Source organism: Paenibacillus lactis, assembly GCF_017873605.1.
In the GTDB taxonomy this organism is placed as follows: domain Bacteria; phylum Bacillota; class Bacilli; order Paenibacillales; family Paenibacillaceae; genus Paenibacillus_AQ; species Paenibacillus_AQ lactis.
In genome coordinates this window covers 48,357-66,146 of the sequence record NZ_JAGGKI010000006.1, presented here as the reverse complement: position 1 = coordinate 66,146, position 17,790 = coordinate 48,357, and the positions used below count along the sequence as shown (strand labels likewise).

The following is a 17,790-nucleotide window of genomic DNA, read 5'->3' as shown; positions in this document are numbered from 1 at the left end:
TGAACGCCGTCGATAAATCATAACCGGAAAATCAATCCCCTTGCACGCTCCTATTCAGTTTCAGCGATTTCAGCGTGCTTTATTTTCTCATCAAGCAGCCGGAAAGCTTCCTTCAGCTCTTCTTTCGGCACCCGGCTATAGCGGTCCCCGATATGCACCTCGGTGGAACAGCTCTGATCGCCTGTTTCACGCAAATAACTGATGAGCCCAACCCCAGTTTCGGTAAGCACATCGACCAAAAGCGGCTCCAGCTGCTCCATACTCATCTTAAAATGGACATGAAACATGTTCGATACCGGAATTTCGGGCCGAGTCTGAATCCCTTGGCACTGGTTGAACAGCATGGCCAGTTCCTTAGCCTCCTCATAATATTGCTTCATGCGGCCGATTCTCAGCTTATAATAAAAATCCGAGCTAATGATATACGGATACAAGCTGACCAGGTCACCACCATGCCGCCGTTTCCATATTTTCGATTTGGCCGTGAACTCCGCATTTCCCGCAAGAATCGCCCCGGCAATCCCGCCGATGCCTTTGTAGAACGAAACATATACACTGTCAAAAAGAGCGCAAATTTCAGCAGCGGATTTTCCGTAGTACGGCGTAATTTCAAACAGTCTTGCTCCATCCAAATGCAGCTTGATTCCGTTCGCACGGCAATATGCCGAAATCGCCTCCAGCTCCCCGTAATCAGGCAGCTGTCCGCCGATCTCCCGCTGCGGCAATTCCAACAGCAGACATGATATCCGCTCATCCAGATGCTGAACATCTTCAAGCGTAATCAATCGGTCTTTATCCGCCAGAAGGATCGGTTCAATATGATGGAGCTCCTTAAGACCGTCCTCTTCATGGATCTCCAGATGACACAGAGGATGGTAAGCCACCCGCTTTAATCCGGCTTCATCACACCAAATCCGGAGGGCAATCTGCTGCGCCATCGTCCCGCTCGGGAAGAACACGGCCGACTCCTTGCCAAGCACATCAGCCATCCGACTCTGGAAGTCTTCAATAACCGATCCGCTGCCGTACATATCTGCCGTTTGTCCACCATCGACATCCTTGAATGCCTCCAGCAGAACTTCGGCTGTCCGGGCGCTGTGTCCGATTAACGGATACACCGTTTTGCTATATGTTTCATTTAGCGATTTCTTAAGATGCTCCATATGTAGGGGTCTCCCTTCGGGGTTCGATGCAACGTTTCGCACATCGTCCGTTTATTCCTTGCCTGTTCTTTAGCATACTAGATAATTGGTCTGCGGAATATGCCTTTCCCTAAAAATGAGACGCAAGAAAGGAAAGCCTTGACAACGATGTCGCCATGATGCTGGCGTCAGAAACAGCCGCGTGTGCGAAAAGGGGAAATCCGCTTGACCAGGTTTACACTTTTTACGGATAACGGCGGCCTCCATAATGTACGTAACAAGACATTCCACGTTCATTCATTCAGACGTAATCCAGAATGTCTGACAGGAGGCAAAGTGATGTACGACGGCTACACGCTAGAGAAGCTGCAGGAGTATCGGCAATCGGAATGGGAACGGCTTGAACGCAGAGGCTTATATGTACAGCCTGATCCTTTGGAAAAACATATGCAGGCGGGCAAACGAAGCCTTCTTCATAATCTTTTCGGCTTCTTTCGACAGCGGCAGTCTCGCTCAAGCCAAAAGCTCCTCTAACGCGAAACAGAGCAGGCGCGGTTATTATCGCATCTGCTCTGTTATTTTTTCTCGTCATACCCGCCAGATTTGCTTGAAATCAAGCCAGCCTAGCCGGTTAATGACGATCCCCTTATAGGAAGCATTCAAATGGGCATAGAACTTCGTATGTGCAAGGAACAAAATTTGCGCTTCGCCGCGCAGCCGATCTTCGATTTTCTTTAATTGGCCGAATCTATCCTTAGAATCCGGGCTCGCTAACGCGCCATCGATGCACTCCATGACCCATTCCCTAAGCCCCGGATCCATGAGCTCTTTCACAAAGCTGCTGTCCTGCTCGTAGTTCTCGACCAGACAGACTTCTTCGCCGGGCAGCACCAGCGCATGCACAATGCAATCCATCTCTTTCATCACATCCGGACGGAGAATCGTATCCATCCTCTCTTCGCGGATGATGACCGGTATTCCGATATCGGCGCAGCGTTCCTTGATCCATGCTGCGTCCTTGGCATGATTGGCGATGGTGCCCATGATGATTGGTGTTCCATCATAGCCTGACTGTTCCAGCAAGGATTGCGCAAGCCCCAGGTCGTACTGCTCCTGGTATTCAAGTGTCCTCTTATCCCGGATAAAGCTTCTGGCCGGAAACAGACGGTGTTCTCCGAGCTCCCGGACCATACCTTGGCGATCAAGGACCAGATCCACGGCACGCCGGAACAATACGCATTGATGGGGGCCTGGTTTCGTCATATTCCATGTCATCATGCTCGTGCATCCTTCGGAGGACTCAATGGTCACCACCTCGTCGTTTCCGTTATCGGCTTGCCTTACGTCCGGATCTTGAAGCAGATTCTCCCAGCTGACCTCATAATGGATGGCATGCTCAGGCATGATGACGATGTGCACGGTGTCCAAATGCGGACGACCTTGATAGTAATGCGGATTGGCGTGAAAGACCAATCGCTCTTCGCTCCATGTCTCGAGGATGAATGGCCCTGTGCCCATCGGGCGGGCCCAATACGAAGCTTCGTCCGGCTCGGCAAGGTGCTTAGGAATAATGGACATACAGATCGCGCTCAGGAACCGGATAAAGATCCGATTCGGTTTGTTCAACATAAATCTTACAATGCGGGGAGTGACGACATCGACCCGATTCAGCTCGCGAACGATCCAGCCGTTGCGTTTTCCGCGGCGAAGCCGTTCGACCGTATATTTGACATCATCTGCGGTCAATTCGGTGCCGTCATGAAACACAATCCCTTTTCGCAGATGGAAGGTCCATTCCGTTCCGTCATCATTGCTCTCCCAGTAGTGGGCGATGGCCGGCAGATAGCGGCCGGTTTCGTTATCGTAGTTCACCAGTCTGTCGAAGATTTGCTCAATCATGAGGGACTGAACACTGTATACGCAATCGGCCGGATCCAGCGACTCAATGGTCCGGTAGATTGGAAGACGTAAGGAATCCTTTGACTGTTCGCCTTCCTGCTCTTTGCAAAATCCGAAATGACCGTTCATCCATTCCACAAACGACTCATTTGTGCGAATATCGTTTCCATACGTCCGGAGCAGCTCAAACGCCCGCTTATACTCCCCCTTCTCCGCCCATTGCCGCGCCGATTCCTGCAGAAGCTGTTCCCGATTGGCCAGAAACGTCAGTACGGAACGGTTCCCCCGTCCTCGACCTGCCCTCCAGGTTATCCACGCTTTCTCTTGCATTTTGCGCAGGACAAGCTTCGCATTGCGTTCCGTGCAAAACAAGGTGGCCGCGATCACTTCAAGCGTCACTTTCGTCGAAGTGCCCTCCGCCCCTTCAGCCAGCTTCCGATGCAGCATCAAATATTGTTCGCTGAGCAAGGCACCTCACTCCCCCGTAATCCGATATATACCTTGTATTCTACAGGGTGTTCCGGGTTCGCGCGATACCTAATCATCGCTTAAGTTCTAAACGATTCTTGACCAATGCCGGTGAGCTGCAATGGCTTCAATGAAACTGTGCCCGAATGATTTCAGGTCGTCGCCCTCGCGGGCTGTAACGATGCCTTCGCCGCTGGCCGAAGGCAGTAAATTGACGCCCTCGTCGATCGCTGCAATCGGCTTGTAATGCTGATAGGCCTCTCTCACGAAGTCAAGAACCTTCGGCTCGCTCAGAAGCTCGGATACGCTGAGTGTCCCGCCCGAAACGAGCACCGCATCGAATAAGACCGAATCGGCTCCGAGCAGGGAGTGCTTCACTTCAAGCTCGCCGCTGGTTTTGCCGCGAATCATGCCGAGCTTGGCGCTCACGATTTCCGTTATGACGCCTGCCTGCTGCAGCTGGGTGAGCACGAACGGCAGCTCGTCCGAATATCCGTTGCCGGCAAGTACTGCAACTTTACGGGTAAGCGGCAGCTTCACGGTATTCATCATGCTCAAAGCGGGCGAGGCCAAGCTGGAAGCGGAACCGCTCTTCTGCGGCGGAATCGTGCCGATGCCTTCCGATATGCGAGTGGCTAGCTCGCTGTCCACGTTCGCGAACACGTCTACAACCTGCTGACGAATTTCTTTCCGCTGCACCTTGCCGAGCTCGAACTGGAACGCGGAGACGATATGCTGCTTCTCGACTTCGGACATGCTGTTCCAGAACATGGACGCCTGGCTGAAATGATCCTTGAAGCTGTCGCTTCGCTCTCTTACCTTCCGTCCCTCTACCTTCTCGGTATAATGTTCATAACCGCCCTGCTCTCCGGGCACCGGTGCCGGCGTATTGCCGGCGATTCCGTTCTTATGATAGCTGACAGGCCCTTTATTTATCGTCATGCGATGCATGCCGTCACGCTGGTTATTGTGGACCGGCGCAACCGGGCGATTGATCGGTATCTCGTGAAAGTTCGGTCCGCCGAGACGGGACAGCTGCGTATCCGTATAGGAGAACAGCCGGCCTTGCAGCAGCGGGTCGTTGGTGAAATCAATCCCCGGCACGACATGTCCGGGATGGAAGGCGATTTGCTCGGTCTCGGCGAAGAAGTTATCGGTATTGCGGTTCAGCGTCATTTTTCCGATAAGCCGCACCGGGACGAGCTCCTCCGGCCATATTTTCGTAGGATCCAGAATGTCGAAGTCAAAACGGAATTCATCTTCCTCCGGAATCATCTGCACGCCAAGCTCATACTCCGGAAAGTTCCCCGATTCGATCGCTTCCCACAGATCGCGGCGGTTGAAATCCGGATCCTTACCCGCAATCTTCTGCGTTTCATCCCAAACTAAGGAATGGGTGCCAAGCACCGGCTTCCAGTGGAATTTCACAAAATGGGCTCTGCCTTCCTCATTCACAAACCGGAATGTATGTACACCGAAGCCCTCCATCATCCGAAAGCTTCTCGGCAGCGCCCGGTCGGACATTGCCCACATCACCATATGCACGCTCTCGGTATTATTGGCCACGAAATCCCAAAAAGTATCGTGCGCGGACTGGGCCTGCGGAATTTCGTTGTGCGGCTCCGGCTTCACGGCATGAACGAAATCGGGAAACTTCATTGCATCCTGAATGAAGAACACCGGCATGTTGTTGCCGACAAGATCGTAATTGCCTTCCTCCGTGTAAAACTTGGTCGCAAAGCCCCTTACATCCCTGACCGTGTCCGCTGAGCCTCTGGACCCCGCAACCGTGGAGAAACGGACGAACACCGGCGTAACCGTTGATGGGTCCTGCAGAAACTTCGCCCGGGTAAACGCCCTCATGGATTCGTACACCTGGAAAAAGCCGTGAGCTCCGAAGCCCCGGGCGTGGACGATACGTTCAGGAATCCTTTCATGGTCAAAATGGGTCATCTTCTCCCGGAAGTGGAAATCCTCCATAAGGGTCGGCCCGCGAACCCCCGCTTTCAGCGAATGCTCGTCCTCGGATACCCGAAGCCCTTGGTTGGTGGTCAAGCCTTTGCCATCATTATCCACCGTAAATTGAGCCAGCTGCTGGTCCTTGATCGTCTTCTTGCTGCTGTTGTTCGAATTGGAATCCTTCATGCGTCTCGAACCTCCTGGTTTATAGTTGGTACGAATATCTGCCACTATTAAACATGGGTGCGTCAACTAGGTAGCAGAATAACTAGGCATCCGAGAACTATTACCCTGCAATATGGAAAGCGAATCCAGATTCACCCTTCCTTCATGAAACGCTCATTCGATAGCTTTAAGGAAACATCCAGCACGAACCCGATAAAAATGGGTCCTTATCAAGTAAAAAAGAACGGATTCATTTATATAGAACCATTTGGTATAAGGAGCGCCAAATAAAAAACAGCCTCTCCCATCAGAGACAGGCTGCTTATGTTAACCCCTATTGTAGCGGCGGGTTGATTATAACTTCGGTGGAATCAGTCCTTGAAGCTTATCCGGATTTCGCACAATATAGATTTCTTGAATCAATCCATCCTTCACATTCACAAAAACAACTCCGGTTATGACCCCTTGATGATAGAACACGACGCCGGTTTGACCATTCAGCTCATTGATCTCGATTAACAGCGAATCGCCATCTTCCAGCTGTGCATTGTGAAGAATCCCCAGCAGGAAGCGGGCGACCTTCTCTCTCGATTCGACCGGTCGAGCAGCGGCGATGACCTTGCCTCCGCCATCCGAGATGAGAACAGCATCTTCCGCAAGCAAGCTTAGTACATGCTCGGCATTCCCGGCCGATAATGCCGCAAAGAAGCCATTCACCCACTCCTCCGCCACAGTTCCCACGCCGATCAGATCATCCTCCGTGATCCCCATCTTGCCACGGGCTCTGCTCATCAGCTTGCGGCAATTCGTTTCACTCTTCTCCACAAGCTCCGCAATTTCAGTGTAGTCGAAGCCTAGCGCCTCCCGAAGAACGAAAACGGCACGTTCAGCGGGCGAGAGCCGTTCCAGCAGAACGAGCATGGCATAGGACAGCAGATCTTGATTCTCAACCGCCTCATAGCTGTCGCCGAACGCACTCGGAACCGGCTCGGGAAGCCACGGACCGAAGTATTCCTCCCGTCGCTGCCTAGCCGATTTCAGATGATCGAGACAGCGGTTCGTTACCATTTTGCACAAATAGGCCTTCGGTTCCTTAATCTGATCCATCGGCAGGCTCTGGACCTTGACGAACACATCTTGAACAGCGTCCTCCGCGTCGGAGACGGTGCCTGTCATTTGGTATGCGAGGTGAAACAACAGGTTTCTATATTGCTTATACAGCTCTCCCACGGGTATCCTCATTCCTTTAGATTGTTATAGTCGCTGTCGGTTAACGAACCATGCTGGCATGATTCCACATGAACGTCTTCACTTTGTAAGCGAGCTTGCCGGTGATCATGATATCGATTCCCCAGCTCCGGCTCCATACCAATCCGTGACCGGGGCCGAGCCCGACCGTGTAGCCTTGCGAAACGCCGCGATGCCTCTCGGCGTTTGCGCCCTGCCCGGATAAATCAGCCTTGATGATTCTGCCTAACCGGGTTGCCTGTGGAATGGCCTCCTTGCATGTCATCCGATCTGCTTCGCCGGTAACGGGATCTACGATATGGGCACAATCGCCAATACTGTACACGCCGGGTGCCCCCTGAACACGGTAGCTTTCATCCACGATGATTCGGCCGTCCCCGGTCAGGGGAAGCCCCAGGCTGCGAGCGATTGGATTCGGAGCAAGCCCAAGCGTCCACACGGTAAATCCGACCGGCAGCGAATCCCCGTCAGATAACCGCAAGCGGCCCTGTTCCTCACTCATCGCTCTTGTCCGGTGATGAAGCATAATCCCTAGGTTTTGCAAATAGCGCTCTAGCCGATGACCCACCTTTGCTGGTCCCTCCATAAACAGTCGTTCCTGGGTATTCAGCAAATGGACGCGGATGTTGTGAGGATCGAGCCGAAGTGCCGCAGCTTCCTTTCTCATGGCGAACGCCAGCTCCGCCGAGGTCTCAATTCCGGTGATTCCGGCTCCCGCTACCGCTGCACTCATCAGACGAAGCTTCTCTGCTCCATCCGCCATCGTGGCGGCAAGCTTCAGGTTGGCCATCCATTGCTCCCGGATGCGCGCTGCTGCATTCGGTCCGGTCAGCGCATATCCTCCTTGCTCCGGATTCGGCATCCGGACAATGCTGCCAACGGATACGACGAGGACATCATAATCGAGTGAATGGCTGATCCCCGCCCGATCCTGATAACGAAGCGATTTATGGTCTTTATCGATGCCCGTCACGGCTCCTTGCAATACCTCCGTTCCCTCAGGGACGATCCGCTCCCACGGCACGTGTATCGGCTCCCCGGTAGCTGCCGGACGGAACAGCAGCACCTTGCGGACATGCGCAGGCGCTTTATCCAGCAAAATGAGTCGGAGCTTCCCTCCGTTTGATAGTTCCGCATGGGCTTTGTGAATCGCTTTGAGTGCGTGAATGCCGGCAAAGCCGCCGCCTACAACGATACAAGTCAGATTTTTCATATACCCCATCTCCCTTATCAGCGCGTATTTGCATATGTAACGAGGAGGGAGCGATTTTTGTGACACCGCTTCGGAACAATCGATGGGACATTTCGGCTACCAAGGTTTAAAATCTATTATATTTCAAAGACCATATACTGGTAGTAATTGTGTATAGAAAAAACCTCGTTCAATGTGATACCCTTACATCTGTTGTTTTTAAGAGAGGAATCCTGAACGAAAAAATTCCGCACTGATTAAACAATGAAGAGTATCATCAAGAAGTAATGACTCTTTGACTATAAATAAAGAGTTCAAAAGAAGGAGACCATTTGTAATTGAAGGAGCGCATGTTAGCTTATCGAAGAAAAAAACATTCTAAAATCATCATAATTGTTGCCGTATTCATTATCTTTTTATCTATCGTCCTTCTGATCATCAACAGTAATGCTAAAAAAAGAATCGAAGTGACGTCGAGTTATTATGCCAGTTTCGTATCGAGTGTACAAACGTTAGATAAGATGCTTGCTCAAACTTCTGGCGCTAAAGCAGATGAGATTGCTATTAAGATGTTAGACGTGTATACAACCGTTATTTTTGTGAACGATCGACTTGATTTGTTAGAGGATAACGCTCATAGTTTTTTGGGATTAGAAGTTCTTAAGAACGATTTTTCCGCATTTAAATATACTTTTGCATCCATTGTAAGAAGCTGCATTGAAGATAGAGACGGATTGGAATCAGAAATACATTTGAAAGTGGCGAAACATATCCATTTATTCTCTATTAATTTACCGAGAAATTACGAGAATTCTAATGATTTTTACAACCAGTTTCGTATAGCAGCAGAGCATATTAAGCCGTTACCTAACATTCCATTCGAAAAATAATCCTACCATCTGCCAAGCGAACTTCACTGTATTTTACTACAAACTTAGAAGATAAACTGTCCTTGAAAAGCGGTGGGTCTGCTTTCTTTATCATCATCTTACTTGCGCCCGGGCTTGTTTCAGGAACTTGATCGTTTTCTCGGAATCCCATACTTGATTGTTGTTCATACCGCCCAATATAGCGCTTTTTTCTGCAGGTATGTCCGGAACATTTACTTCTTTCCCGTTGATATGGGCCACAAGAAACCTGACGTTACCGTCTTTAATTAATGCCGGACTCGTGGTTTCGTGATTTACAGAAAGAGAGCCCTTCATGATGTCCAGTGATTTATCCAGTCTCGAAGCATCCCCCCCAGCCATTACCACCCTGAAGCCGGCATTATGCCTCTCGATGCTTAGAAATGATTTTCCAGCACCACCAGAGTATACAATAAATTCATATTGGCCTGTCGGCTTGGAGAGATCCATTAAACTGTCAGTTACACGGTCGAACTTGTTGGCATCAAAAAAATGAACTTCAAATCCAGGCCCAAGCGTTACGGAATTGACCTCTTCTTCATTTTTATAACCATAGCCGGCCGGATCCTCCAGGATCAATCTCCTAAATTCCTCAAGTCCGGCACCTTCTGCATAGTGCTGGATGTCTTCTGGAATACCGGCAACGTCATTATCTGTTGACCACAATCCGAAGCAAATGACTGCACTTAGAAGGGCAAGTACAACATATTTTAAATGCCTCATCACATAACCTCCCGATGAGCAGCGGCGATTAAACGTCCCACTCCTTCCTCCATCCGGTCCTCGGGGATAAACGAATAGCTAAGCCGAATCCACGAGTCCATAGCATCAAGCGGGTCGCAGATGCGGCCGGGCACAAAGGCCACGGACGCTTGCAGGCACCGCTGCAGCAGTGCATCCGCCGATAACGGCTCGGGCAGCTGCACCCACAGATTCAAGCCCCCGCCCGGACTATTCCATTTCCAGCCGGTCGGAGCAAGCAGCGCCTCCATTTTCTCCTTGCGCAGCTCCAGCGCCGTGCGCAGCTTCGCCACATGATTCTGAAGACGGCTGGAGAAGAAGTACTGCTGAAATATTTTTTGTGTCAATAGCGGCGTGCCGTTATCGGACAGCGCTTTGACGGGAACGATCGCCTGCATCATTTCGGGACGTGCGGCAAGCACGGAGATCCGGAGCCCCGGTGCAACATATTTGCTAAAACTGCGAATGTGGATGACGTAGCCTTCGGTATCATAGTAGAACATCGGCGCCGGCGGCATCGCGCCGAAATACATATCATGGTACACCTCGTCCTCCACCAGAATACACGCATATCGCTCGGCCATCTCGACCAACTGCTTCCGCTGAGGCACGGGGACCGTGTAACCCGTAGGGTTCTGGAAGGTAGGGTTCATATAGAACAACGAAGGCTTCTCATCCCGCATAAGCTGGTCGAGCCGGTCAAGGTCATAGCCCATTGGCGTAATCTCAACTGGAACGATCTTCACGTTTTGCTGGACGAACACATCAATCGCCGGACTGTACGTCGGCCGTTCGATCAAGATGGTGTCCCCGCTTTTCACGAATGCACGGGATATCAAGTCTATCGCTTGCTGCGAGCCCGTCGTGATCATCAGCTCCTCGGGATGCAGCGATATGCCTTGCTTTTGCATGAAATACTGCGTTAATTCTTCGCGCAGCTCCGGATCTCCCTTCACCGAGGAATAAGTGCTCAAAACTCTCGGGTACTTATCAAACACTTGCTTCACATGGTTTGACAAAAAGGCGTTCGGCAGCAGATTGGGATTGATCAGCGCCTCCGACATTTGATATTCCACCGGGATGCGATGGATGTCCGACAACCGGCTGCGATGGATATACTGCGATTTGGCACGATATGTCCATGCTTGTTCCTTACGATTGATTCCTGCCGGTCCTTGGCTTGCCGGCGCCACGAAATAACCGGATTTGTACTTGGATACAACAACGCCCTCATCCTGCAGCCGTTGATACGCCTTCAGGACCGTCAATCGGTGCACTTGTATTTCCTCGGCCAACTGCCGGACAGACGGGAGCCGCTCATGCTCCCCCCACTTTCCGGATTGAATCCCCTGAATGATGACGTCATAAACCGACTGATGAAGCGTCCGCTTTCCTGATCCTGCTTCCCAGGACGATTGCACCTGCACCCTCTCCTTCTCCGATCGCAATGTAGTTTGGCAATCTGTTCTATTCCTTGCCGATCTGTTCTATTAGCTTCCTATTATAGTATACAAAAAGGAGGAGGAACCATGATTATTTTCAACTATTTGCTGATGTGCGCCATATTCAGCACAACATTTCTCGTCATCAAGATCGGCGTCGAGGCCGGACTTCCGCCGTTCTTCTCGGCGGGGTTACGATTTTTACTCGCAGGTGCGCTCCTCTTCCTCTGGATGCATTGGAAGCGTAAAGCCAGTCTGCGCCTGCTCCTGCGCAAGGAATTCATCCTGATCGGGATGACCAGCACGTTTACGACCTTCGCCACGCTGTACTGGGCGGAGCAGCATGTCGATTCAGGGCTCGCCGCTATTTTGTCCGCCACGGGACCGATGATGATCCTGATCATCCAAGCCGTATTCTTGGGAAAACGAAGCAGCCGCAGCGACTACATAGGCTGTATCATCGGCTTCATGGGTGTCTGTCTGCTTATCATGCCGAAGCTGGTGCTGGAGCATGAAGGCGTATGGATCTTCAGCTGCATCCTGATTCTTATCGGCGAAGCCGCATACGCTGTCGGCAGCCTGGCAACGCGCAAGCTGACCTTTGATCTGTCTGAGGTCTCGCCGATCACCCTAAATGCAGTGCAGATGCTGTACGGAGGGGCCGCATTGCTCCTGTTATCGTTGTTCACGGAGCAAGTGACGATGGAGCAGCTGCAATCCTGGCCGGCTGCCGGTTCGATCTTGTACTTGATGGCCGTCGGCTCCATGCTCGCGCACAGCCTGTATGCCTGGCTGCTAAAAGCAACGAATGCTTACTTTCCATCGACGTGGCTCTTCATATCCCCGATGGTCGCATTGGGGCTCGGGGCACTGTTGTACGGAGAACACGTAACGAGCTTCTCCATTCTGGGCAGTATTCTGGTTCTGTTCGGGATTATCCTGATGCAGTGGCGGGGCATCCGCTCCCGCCTGCAGACACGTAAACACGGAACGTCATCGGTATAGGATGAGGGTGTGAAGGCGGCAACTCCACATTTGCGTGAAAAAAAAACAGCTGCGTCGCTCGTAAGTCTTGTTACGAACGCGCAGCTGTTTTTTTGAATGTCCTGTCCACCATCTATATGGACCCTTAGCTTGCATCACTTCATTTAATCGACCTTCGCACGATACGCATCAGCGCTCAGCAGCTTCCCAAGCGCTTCCTCCACATCGCCGTCCACCTCAACCTCGACGAGCCAACCGCCTTCATATGGTTCGCCGTTCACCAGCTCCGGCTGATCCTCAAGCGTTTCGTTGATCTTCGTAATTTTGCCGGAAACCGGACAATACAGCTCCGATACAGTTTTAACCGACTCAATTGTGCCGATGCTGCCCCCTGCGCTCACGATCGTACCCGGCTCAGGCAGTTCTACGAATACGATATCGCCAAGCTGGCACTGCGCATGATCGGAAATGCCGACGCGCACTACATTGCCGTCTACCTTCAAAGCCCATTCATGATCGTCGCTGTACACCAAGTTCTCTCTGATTTCGCTCATTACGGATACACCCTTTACTTTTGGATTCATAATGAAGTGAATATATAAAAAAAAGGGACGAAAAAAAAGGCCTTCGCCTTCTCTCTGTCCTCGGTACCTGAGAGTTTATGACGGACTGTCAGATTGATTGTCCCGTCTTTCCCCTTGGGTGGCTTGCGCACTCTCCAGAGCTGCGTCAGATGGCGGTACTTTTACCTGAGAGATTATTCGTTAGCCCGGCGGGGTTAACGGGTTGCTCCTTCGGTGCCGCTTAAGGCTGCTTACGCCTGATCTTGCGGTCTCTCCCATCCATCGTCATCCGCTTATTCAGTTGGATGATTCTCCCACAGAATAAATCAGGGCTTATCGTTGTGTCAAGATATCTGACAGAATTTTATTATACTCACGATGATGCAAAATTGAATTCAGCTGCCACCGGAACCATATAGACGAACTAACTTGTTCCCTCTATATGTTGCAAATTTAGAGTTTCCCTTGGGATTATTGCAAAATCCTCCAAATTTCGCATTCAAAACTTAATTTAATGGTTGACACATTATGGAGAATGCCGTTTATAATAATCAGAAGAACGACACAGGTTAGATAACAACTTCATAACAAGATACGGCGAATGATGGTAGCGGGAGAGATTACCGGTCAGACCCGCTTGACTGGTAACGCCGAAGGAGTAAGCCGCTTGCTTGCGGTGAATCTCTCAGGCAAAAGGACCTTTACCGGACGCACCTCTGGAGAGCATTCTACAATGTAGAATCACCCACGGGGAAACTCACACGAGCTCTACATAATGACGAACATGAGATGTGGGGTAACTCTCAGGTACAAAGGACAGAGCAGAAGATCGAAGAAACGAACGTGCTGGTTTTAGCGCGTTTTGTTAGCTTCCCTTCTGCCTGTCCTTTTTTGATGTTCCAAGCGTTTCTACCAATCTGAAGAGGTGAAGAGATGAGTTCATTACTGCGCACACCGCTTTACCCGCTTTACTCCGATTTCCCTTCTGTCCGCTGCATCGATTTCGGCGGCTGGGAGCTGCCCGTGCAATTTACCGGCATCGTTCAAGAGCATGAAGCCGTTCGCAAGCATGCCGGACTGTTCGATGTGTCACATATGGGCGAATTTTTCGTTGCCGGTCCGGATGCCGAGGCTTTTCTCCAGACGCTGACGACAAACGACGTAACCCGGCTATCGGTCGGCCAGGCCCAATATACTTTGCTGTGCAACGACAACGGCGGGGTTGTGGATGATCTTCTCGTCTATAAGCTGGCTGACGCGCGCTACATGCTCGTTGTCAATGCATCGAATATCGACAAAGATTTTGCTTGGCTTCATGATCAACGTTTCGGTGACATCGAGCTCCGTAACGCATCCGCGGAGACGGCACTGATCGCGCTGCAGGGTCCTGCAGCCGAAGCGATCATATCGGCAGCCGTACCGGAAGCCGAAACACTCCAATCCCTTCCTTCCTTTCACTTCATTCAGCATGTTAACGTATTTGGTTCCAAGGCCCTCGTCTCCCGGACCGGTTACACCGGAGAGGATGGCTATGAAATATACTGCAGTGCGGAACAAGCACCGGCCATTTGGAGAGGACTGCTTGACGCAGGTCAAGCGCATGGCTTAGTCCCCGCAGGTCTCGGCGCTCGCGACACGCTCCGTTTCGAAGCCAAGCTGCCGCTTTACGGGCAGGAGCTTTCGGAAGATATATCGCCGCTGGAAGCCGGCCTCGGATTTTTCGTCAAGCTGGATAAAGGCGATTTTATTGGACGTGAAGCACTGCTTCGGCAAAAAACAGAGGGTATTCCCCGCAAGCTTGTCGGCATCGAAATGATCGACCGCGGCATCCCTCGTTCTCACTATACCGTTCATGACGGAAACGGTGATCCGATCGGTGAAGTTACCAGCGGAACGCAATCCCCTACGCTGAAACGCAGCCTGGGACTTGCGCTTATCGACAGCGCCCATGCAGCGCTTGAATCCGAGGTGTGGGTTGAAATCCGCGGGAAGAAGCTAAAGGCCAAAGTCGTCAAAACCCCATTCTACAAAAGAGGAGCTGCCTTAACATGAAGCATCGTTATTTGCCTATGACCGATCAGGATCAAGCCGAGATGCTTGCCGTGATCGGCGCGAAGTCGATCGAGGATCTGTTTGCCGACATCCCTGCGGCCATCCGTTATGACGGCGTCCTGCCCATGTCGGAAAGAATGAGCGAACCTGAGCTGCTGAAGCATATGCGCGCCCTTTCGGACCGCAATGCCGACTTTGACCGATACGCCAGCTTTCTGGGCGCCGGCTTGTACGATCACCATATTCCCGTCGTGCTGAACCACGTCATTTCCCGCTCGGAATTCTATACGGCCTACACGCCGTATCAGCCGGAGATCAGCCAAGGCGAGCTGCAGGCCATATTCGAATTTCAATCCTATATCTGCGAGCTGACCGGCATGAAAGTGGCGAATGCCAGCATGTATGACGGCTCCACCGCGCTTGCCGAAGCTGCGGCTCTTGCCAGCGGCGCCACGAAACGAAAAAAAATCATCGTTTCCCGCGCCGTACATCCGGAGGCCCGCGAGATTCTGCTCACGTCCGCCCATGGCTTGGATCTGGAAGTGATCGAGATCGGGTGCGTGAACGGCGTGACCGACCAAGAGGCGCTTGCTGCCGCAATCACGGACGAAACGGCCGCCGTCCTCCTCCAGTCGCCGAATTTCTTCGGATGCATCGAGGATGTGAAGGCCATCGAGCCTAAGGTTCACCAGCATAAAGCGCTGCTCGTCATGAGCGTGAACCCGCTCTCGCTAGGCTTGCTGGAATCGCCGGGCGTCATCGGGGCCGATATCGTTGTCGGCGATGCCCAGCCGCTCGGCATCCCGGCCTCTCTCGGCGGGCCGACGTGCGGATTCTTCGCGGTCTCCGAGCCGCTCATGCGCCGCATTCCCGGACGGATTGTCGGCCAGACCGTCGACAAGGACGGCAAGCGCGGATTCGTATTGACGCTGCAAGCACGCGAGCAGCATATCCGCCGCGAGAAAGCGACGTCCAATATTTGCTCCAACCAGGCGCTTCTCGCTCTCTGCGCTTCGGTATACATGTCCACGATGGGGAAAGCGGGGATGCAGGAAGCCGCACTCTTGAATGTGCGCAAATCCCACTATGCAGCGGATCGTGCTGCCAAAGGTTCACTCTCCCTTCCGTTCAGCGCGCCGTTCTTCAACGAATTCGTGGTGAAGCTGCCGGAAGGTACGAACATTGACGCCGTTAACCGGAAGCTGCTTGCGGCCGGGTTTATCGGCGGATACGATCTCGGAACCGCCTACCCCGAGCTGCAAGGGTGCATGCTGATCGCCGTTACCGAACGGCGGACGAAGGAAGAAATCGACCGATTTATCGATGAATTGGAGGCGATCGTATGAAACCGGAAAAAGCATTGATATTTGAACTCAGCAAACCGGGCCGTGTCGCCTATTCGCTCCCCGAATGCGACGTACCGGAGACGGATGCAGCCTCATTGATTCCGGAGCATCTGCTTCGCAGCCAGCCTGCCGAGCTGCCGGAGGTCTATGAGGTCGATGTCATCCGTCATTATACCGAGCTGTCGCGAAGAAACTTCGGCATCGATAACGGCTTCTATCCGCTCGGCTCTTGTACGATGAAATACAATCCGAAAATTAATGAGGACGTGGCCCGTTTCGCCGGGTTCGCCAAAATCCATCCCTATCAGCCTGAAGAAAGCATTCAAGGCGCGCTGGAGCTTCTCTATACGCTGCAGCATGATTTGGCCGCGCTGACCGGCATGGATCAGGTTACGCTTCAGCCCGCTGCCGGCGCCCACGGGGAGTGGACGGGTCTGATGCTGATCCGTGCATACCACGAGAGCCGCGGCGAGAAGCGCACAAAAGTCATCGTTCCCGATTCCTCCCACGGCACGAATCCTGCCAGCGCTACCGTTGCCGGCTATGAGACCATTACGATAAAATCCAACGAGCGCGGCATGGTCGATCTTGAGGCGCTGCGCGCAGTCGTAGGCGAAGATACCGCAGCGCTGATGCTGACCAATCCAAGCACCCTCGGCCTGTTCGAGGAGCAGATCGTGGAAATCGCCGAAATCGTGCACGAAGCAGGCGGCCTGCTCTACTATGACGGAGCCAACTCCAACGCGATCATGGGCATTACGCGTCCGGGTGATATGGGCTTTGACGTCGTTCACCTCAATCTGCATAAAACGATGAGCACCCCGCACGGCGGCGGCGGTCCCGGCGCAGGTCCTGTCGGCGTCAAGAGCAAGCTGATTCCGTTCCTGCCGAAGCCGGTCGTCTCCAAACGGGATGACGGCACGTATTATTGGGATTACGACCGTCCGCAATCCATCGGGCGGGTCAAAGCGTTCTACGGCAACTTCGGCATACTTGTTCGCGCTTATACGTATATCCGAACCTATGGTCCGGAAGGATTGCGGCGTGTATCCGAGCTGGCCGTCCTCAATGCGAATTACATGATGCATCGTCTGGCGCCACATTACGAGGTTGCTTACCCGGGCCTCTGCAAGCATGAATTCGTGCTGTCCGGCAGGAAGCTAAAGGAGTATGGCGTTCGGACGCTGGACGTCGCCAAGCGTTTGCTGGATTTCGGCTACCATCCGCCGACCATCTACTTCCCGCTGAACGTTGAGGAGTGCATCATGATCGAGCCGACGGAGACGGAAAGCAAGGAAACGCTTGACGGCTTCATCGATACGATGATCCAAATCGCCAAGGAGGCACAGACCGATCCGGAGCTAGTTAAGAACGCGCCGCACACCACCGTCGTAAAGCGCCTTGACGAAACGACGGCTGCACGCAAACCGGTACTGAATTGTACGTGCGGTTAATTGGGGCTGCATCAGAAAGGAAACGAGCATGAAACGCTTCGGCATCCCGCCGCAGCTTCCATCCTGATTGCGGGAAGGTAGCGACAGGCCAGCCGCAGTTCACAGCCAACCTGTATATGCATGATTAAAGGGATCCCATACGCCGACATTGCGGCGCACGGGATCCCTTATTGGGTAACGTTAGTTTTTTCTTCCATCATATTATGAAGTTCTGTGGCTCAAAGCTC

14 protein-coding genes and 3 riboswitches are annotated in these 17,790 nt (G+C 52.4%); of the genes, 6 read left to right on the top strand and 8 right to left on the bottom strand.

Features of this window, described 5'->3' with window-relative positions; all coding sequences use genetic code 11:
• Positions 1 to 50 precede the first annotated feature (50 nt).
• Positions 51 to 1,163: a threonine aldolase family protein gene (locus tag J2Z18_RS13190; protein WP_007128300.1), complete on the bottom strand. Its 1,113-nt coding sequence runs from the start codon at positions 1,161 to 1,163 to the stop codon at positions 51 to 53.
• Between the two features lie 318 nt (positions 1,164 to 1,481).
• Between J2Z18_RS13190 and J2Z18_RS13185 the strand changes: the two genes are divergently transcribed.
• Positions 1,482 to 1,676 (top strand): hypothetical protein, encoded by a 195-nt coding sequence (locus tag J2Z18_RS13185; protein WP_144865832.1) that lies wholly within the window; start codon positions 1,482 to 1,484, stop codon positions 1,674 to 1,676.
• A 54-nt stretch (positions 1,677 to 1,730) separates the two neighbouring features.
• Here the strand turns inward: J2Z18_RS13185 and J2Z18_RS13180 are convergent, their stop codons facing one another.
• The 4 genes from J2Z18_RS13180 to J2Z18_RS13165 all read right to left on the bottom strand — a co-directional run bounded on the left by J2Z18_RS13180 (position 1,731) and on the right by J2Z18_RS13165 (position 8,094).
• Positions 1,731 to 3,509 carry an ABC transporter substrate-binding protein gene (locus tag J2Z18_RS13180; RefSeq protein WP_007128302.1) on the bottom strand — a complete coding sequence of 593 codons (1,779 nt, stop codon included), beginning with the start codon at positions 3,507 to 3,509 and terminating at the stop codon, positions 1,731 to 1,733.
• Between the two features lie 87 nt (positions 3,510 to 3,596).
• Complete coding sequence (locus J2Z18_RS13175; protein WP_007128303.1) at positions 3,597 to 5,654, bottom strand: catalase; 2,058 nt, start codon at positions 5,652 to 5,654, stop codon at positions 3,597 to 3,599.
• A gap of 333 nt (positions 5,655 to 5,987) precedes the next feature.
• On the bottom strand, positions 5,988 to 6,863 hold the full coding sequence (locus J2Z18_RS13170) for an RNA polymerase sigma-70 factor (RefSeq protein WP_007128304.1): 876 nt from the start codon (positions 6,861 to 6,863) through the stop codon (positions 5,988 to 5,990).
• Positions 6,864 to 6,903: 40 nt separating this feature from the next.
• Entirely contained in the window at positions 6,904 to 8,094 is a 1,191-nt protein-coding gene (locus J2Z18_RS13165; RefSeq protein WP_007128305.1) for an NAD(P)/FAD-dependent oxidoreductase, read from the bottom strand.
• Between the two features lie 317 nt (positions 8,095 to 8,411).
• Here J2Z18_RS13165 and J2Z18_RS13160 point away from each other — a divergent pair, with 317 nt between their 5' ends.
• Complete coding sequence (locus tag J2Z18_RS13160) at positions 8,412 to 8,963, top strand: hypothetical protein (RefSeq protein WP_007130072.1); 552 nt, start codon at positions 8,412 to 8,414, stop codon at positions 8,961 to 8,963.
• A gap of 93 nt (positions 8,964 to 9,056) precedes the next feature.
• On the opposite strand, the gene J2Z18_RS13155 is transcribed toward J2Z18_RS13160, so the two are convergent.
• Positions 9,057 to 9,704: a hypothetical protein gene (locus J2Z18_RS13155; RefSeq protein WP_007130073.1), complete on the bottom strand. Its 648-nt coding sequence runs from the start codon at positions 9,702 to 9,704 to the stop codon at positions 9,057 to 9,059.
• Positions 9,704 to 11,143, bottom strand: coding sequence for an aminotransferase-like domain-containing protein (locus J2Z18_RS13150; protein WP_007130074.1), 1,440 nt, complete (start codon positions 11,141 to 11,143; stop codon positions 9,704 to 9,706). Before J2Z18_RS13150 ends, J2Z18_RS13155 begins: the two co-directional genes overlap by 1 nt.
• Before the next feature lie 108 nt (positions 11,144 to 11,251).
• On the opposite strand from J2Z18_RS13150, the gene J2Z18_RS13145 reads away from it, so the two are divergent.
• Complete coding sequence (locus tag J2Z18_RS13145; protein ID WP_210094821.1) at positions 11,252 to 12,169, top strand: DMT family transporter; 918 nt, start codon at positions 11,252 to 11,254, stop codon at positions 12,167 to 12,169.
• A gap of 143 nt (positions 12,170 to 12,312) precedes the next feature.
• On the opposite strand, the gene gcvH is transcribed toward J2Z18_RS13145, so the two are convergent.
• On the bottom strand, positions 12,313 to 12,702 hold the full coding sequence (gene gcvH, locus J2Z18_RS13140; protein WP_210094820.1) for a glycine cleavage system protein GcvH: 390 nt from the start codon (positions 12,700 to 12,702) through the stop codon (positions 12,313 to 12,315).
• A 173-nt stretch (positions 12,703 to 12,875) separates the two neighbouring features.
• Positions 12,876 to 13,000, bottom strand: a riboswitch (glycine riboswitch).
• 312 nt (positions 13,001 to 13,312) lie between these two features.
• Positions 13,313 to 13,422, top strand: a riboswitch (glycine riboswitch).
• Positions 13,423 to 13,425: 3 nt separating this feature from the next.
• Positions 13,426 to 13,533, top strand: a riboswitch (glycine riboswitch).
• Between the two features lie 111 nt (positions 13,534 to 13,644).
• Between gcvH and gcvT the strand changes: the two genes are divergently transcribed.
• The 3 genes from gcvT to gcvPB are packed head-to-tail and all read left to right on the top strand — an operon-like array spanning position 13,645 to position 17,563.
• Complete coding sequence (gcvT, locus tag J2Z18_RS13135) at positions 13,645 to 14,763, top strand: glycine cleavage system aminomethyltransferase GcvT (protein WP_210094819.1); 1,119 nt, start codon at positions 13,645 to 13,647, stop codon at positions 14,761 to 14,763.
• Positions 14,760 to 16,109 carry an aminomethyl-transferring glycine dehydrogenase subunit GcvPA gene (gene gcvPA, locus J2Z18_RS13130; RefSeq protein ID WP_210094818.1) on the top strand — a complete coding sequence of 450 codons (1,350 nt, stop codon included), beginning with the start codon at positions 14,760 to 14,762 and terminating at the stop codon, positions 16,107 to 16,109. Before gcvT ends, gcvPA begins: the two co-directional genes overlap by 4 nt.
• Complete coding sequence (gene gcvPB / locus J2Z18_RS13125) at positions 16,106 to 17,563, top strand: aminomethyl-transferring glycine dehydrogenase subunit GcvPB (RefSeq protein WP_007130079.1); 1,458 nt, start codon at positions 16,106 to 16,108, stop codon at positions 17,561 to 17,563. Before gcvPA ends, gcvPB begins: the two co-directional genes overlap by 4 nt.
• Positions 17,564 to 17,790 lie beyond the last annotated feature (227 nt).

What these genes read in the sequence shown, in the direction of transcription:
- J2Z18_RS13190 (WP_007128300.1), bottom strand. Translation starts at nt 1,163, where the DNA reads ATGGAGCATCTTAAGAAATCGCTAAATGAAACATATAGCAAAACGGTG.
- J2Z18_RS13185 (WP_144865832.1), top strand. Translation starts at nt 1,482, where the DNA reads ATGTACGACGGCTACACGCTAGAGAAGCTGCAGGAGTATCGGCAATCG.
- J2Z18_RS13175 (WP_007128303.1), bottom strand. Translation starts at nt 5,654, where the DNA reads ATGAAGGATTCCAATTCGAACAACAGCAGCAAGAAGACGATCAAGGAC.
- J2Z18_RS13165 (WP_007128305.1), bottom strand. Translation starts at nt 8,094, where the DNA reads ATGAAAAATCTGACTTGTATCGTTGTAGGCGGCGGCTTTGCCGGCATT.
- J2Z18_RS13155 (WP_007130073.1), bottom strand. Translation starts at nt 9,704, where the DNA reads ATGAGGCATTTAAAATATGTTGTACTTGCCCTTCTAAGTGCAGTCATT.
- J2Z18_RS13145 (WP_210094821.1), top strand. Translation starts at nt 11,252, where the DNA reads ATGATTATTTTCAACTATTTGCTGATGTGCGCCATATTCAGCACAACA.
- gcvH (WP_210094820.1), bottom strand. Translation starts at nt 12,702, where the DNA reads ATGAGCGAAATCAGAGAGAACTTGGTGTACAGCGACGATCATGAATGG.
- gcvT (WP_210094819.1), top strand. Translation starts at nt 13,645, where the DNA reads ATGAGTTCATTACTGCGCACACCGCTTTACCCGCTTTACTCCGATTTC.
- gcvPA (WP_210094818.1), top strand. Translation starts at nt 14,760, where the DNA reads ATGAAGCATCGTTATTTGCCTATGACCGATCAGGATCAAGCCGAGATG.
- gcvPB (WP_007130079.1), top strand. Translation starts at nt 16,106, where the DNA reads ATGAAACCGGAAAAAGCATTGATATTTGAACTCAGCAAACCGGGCCGT.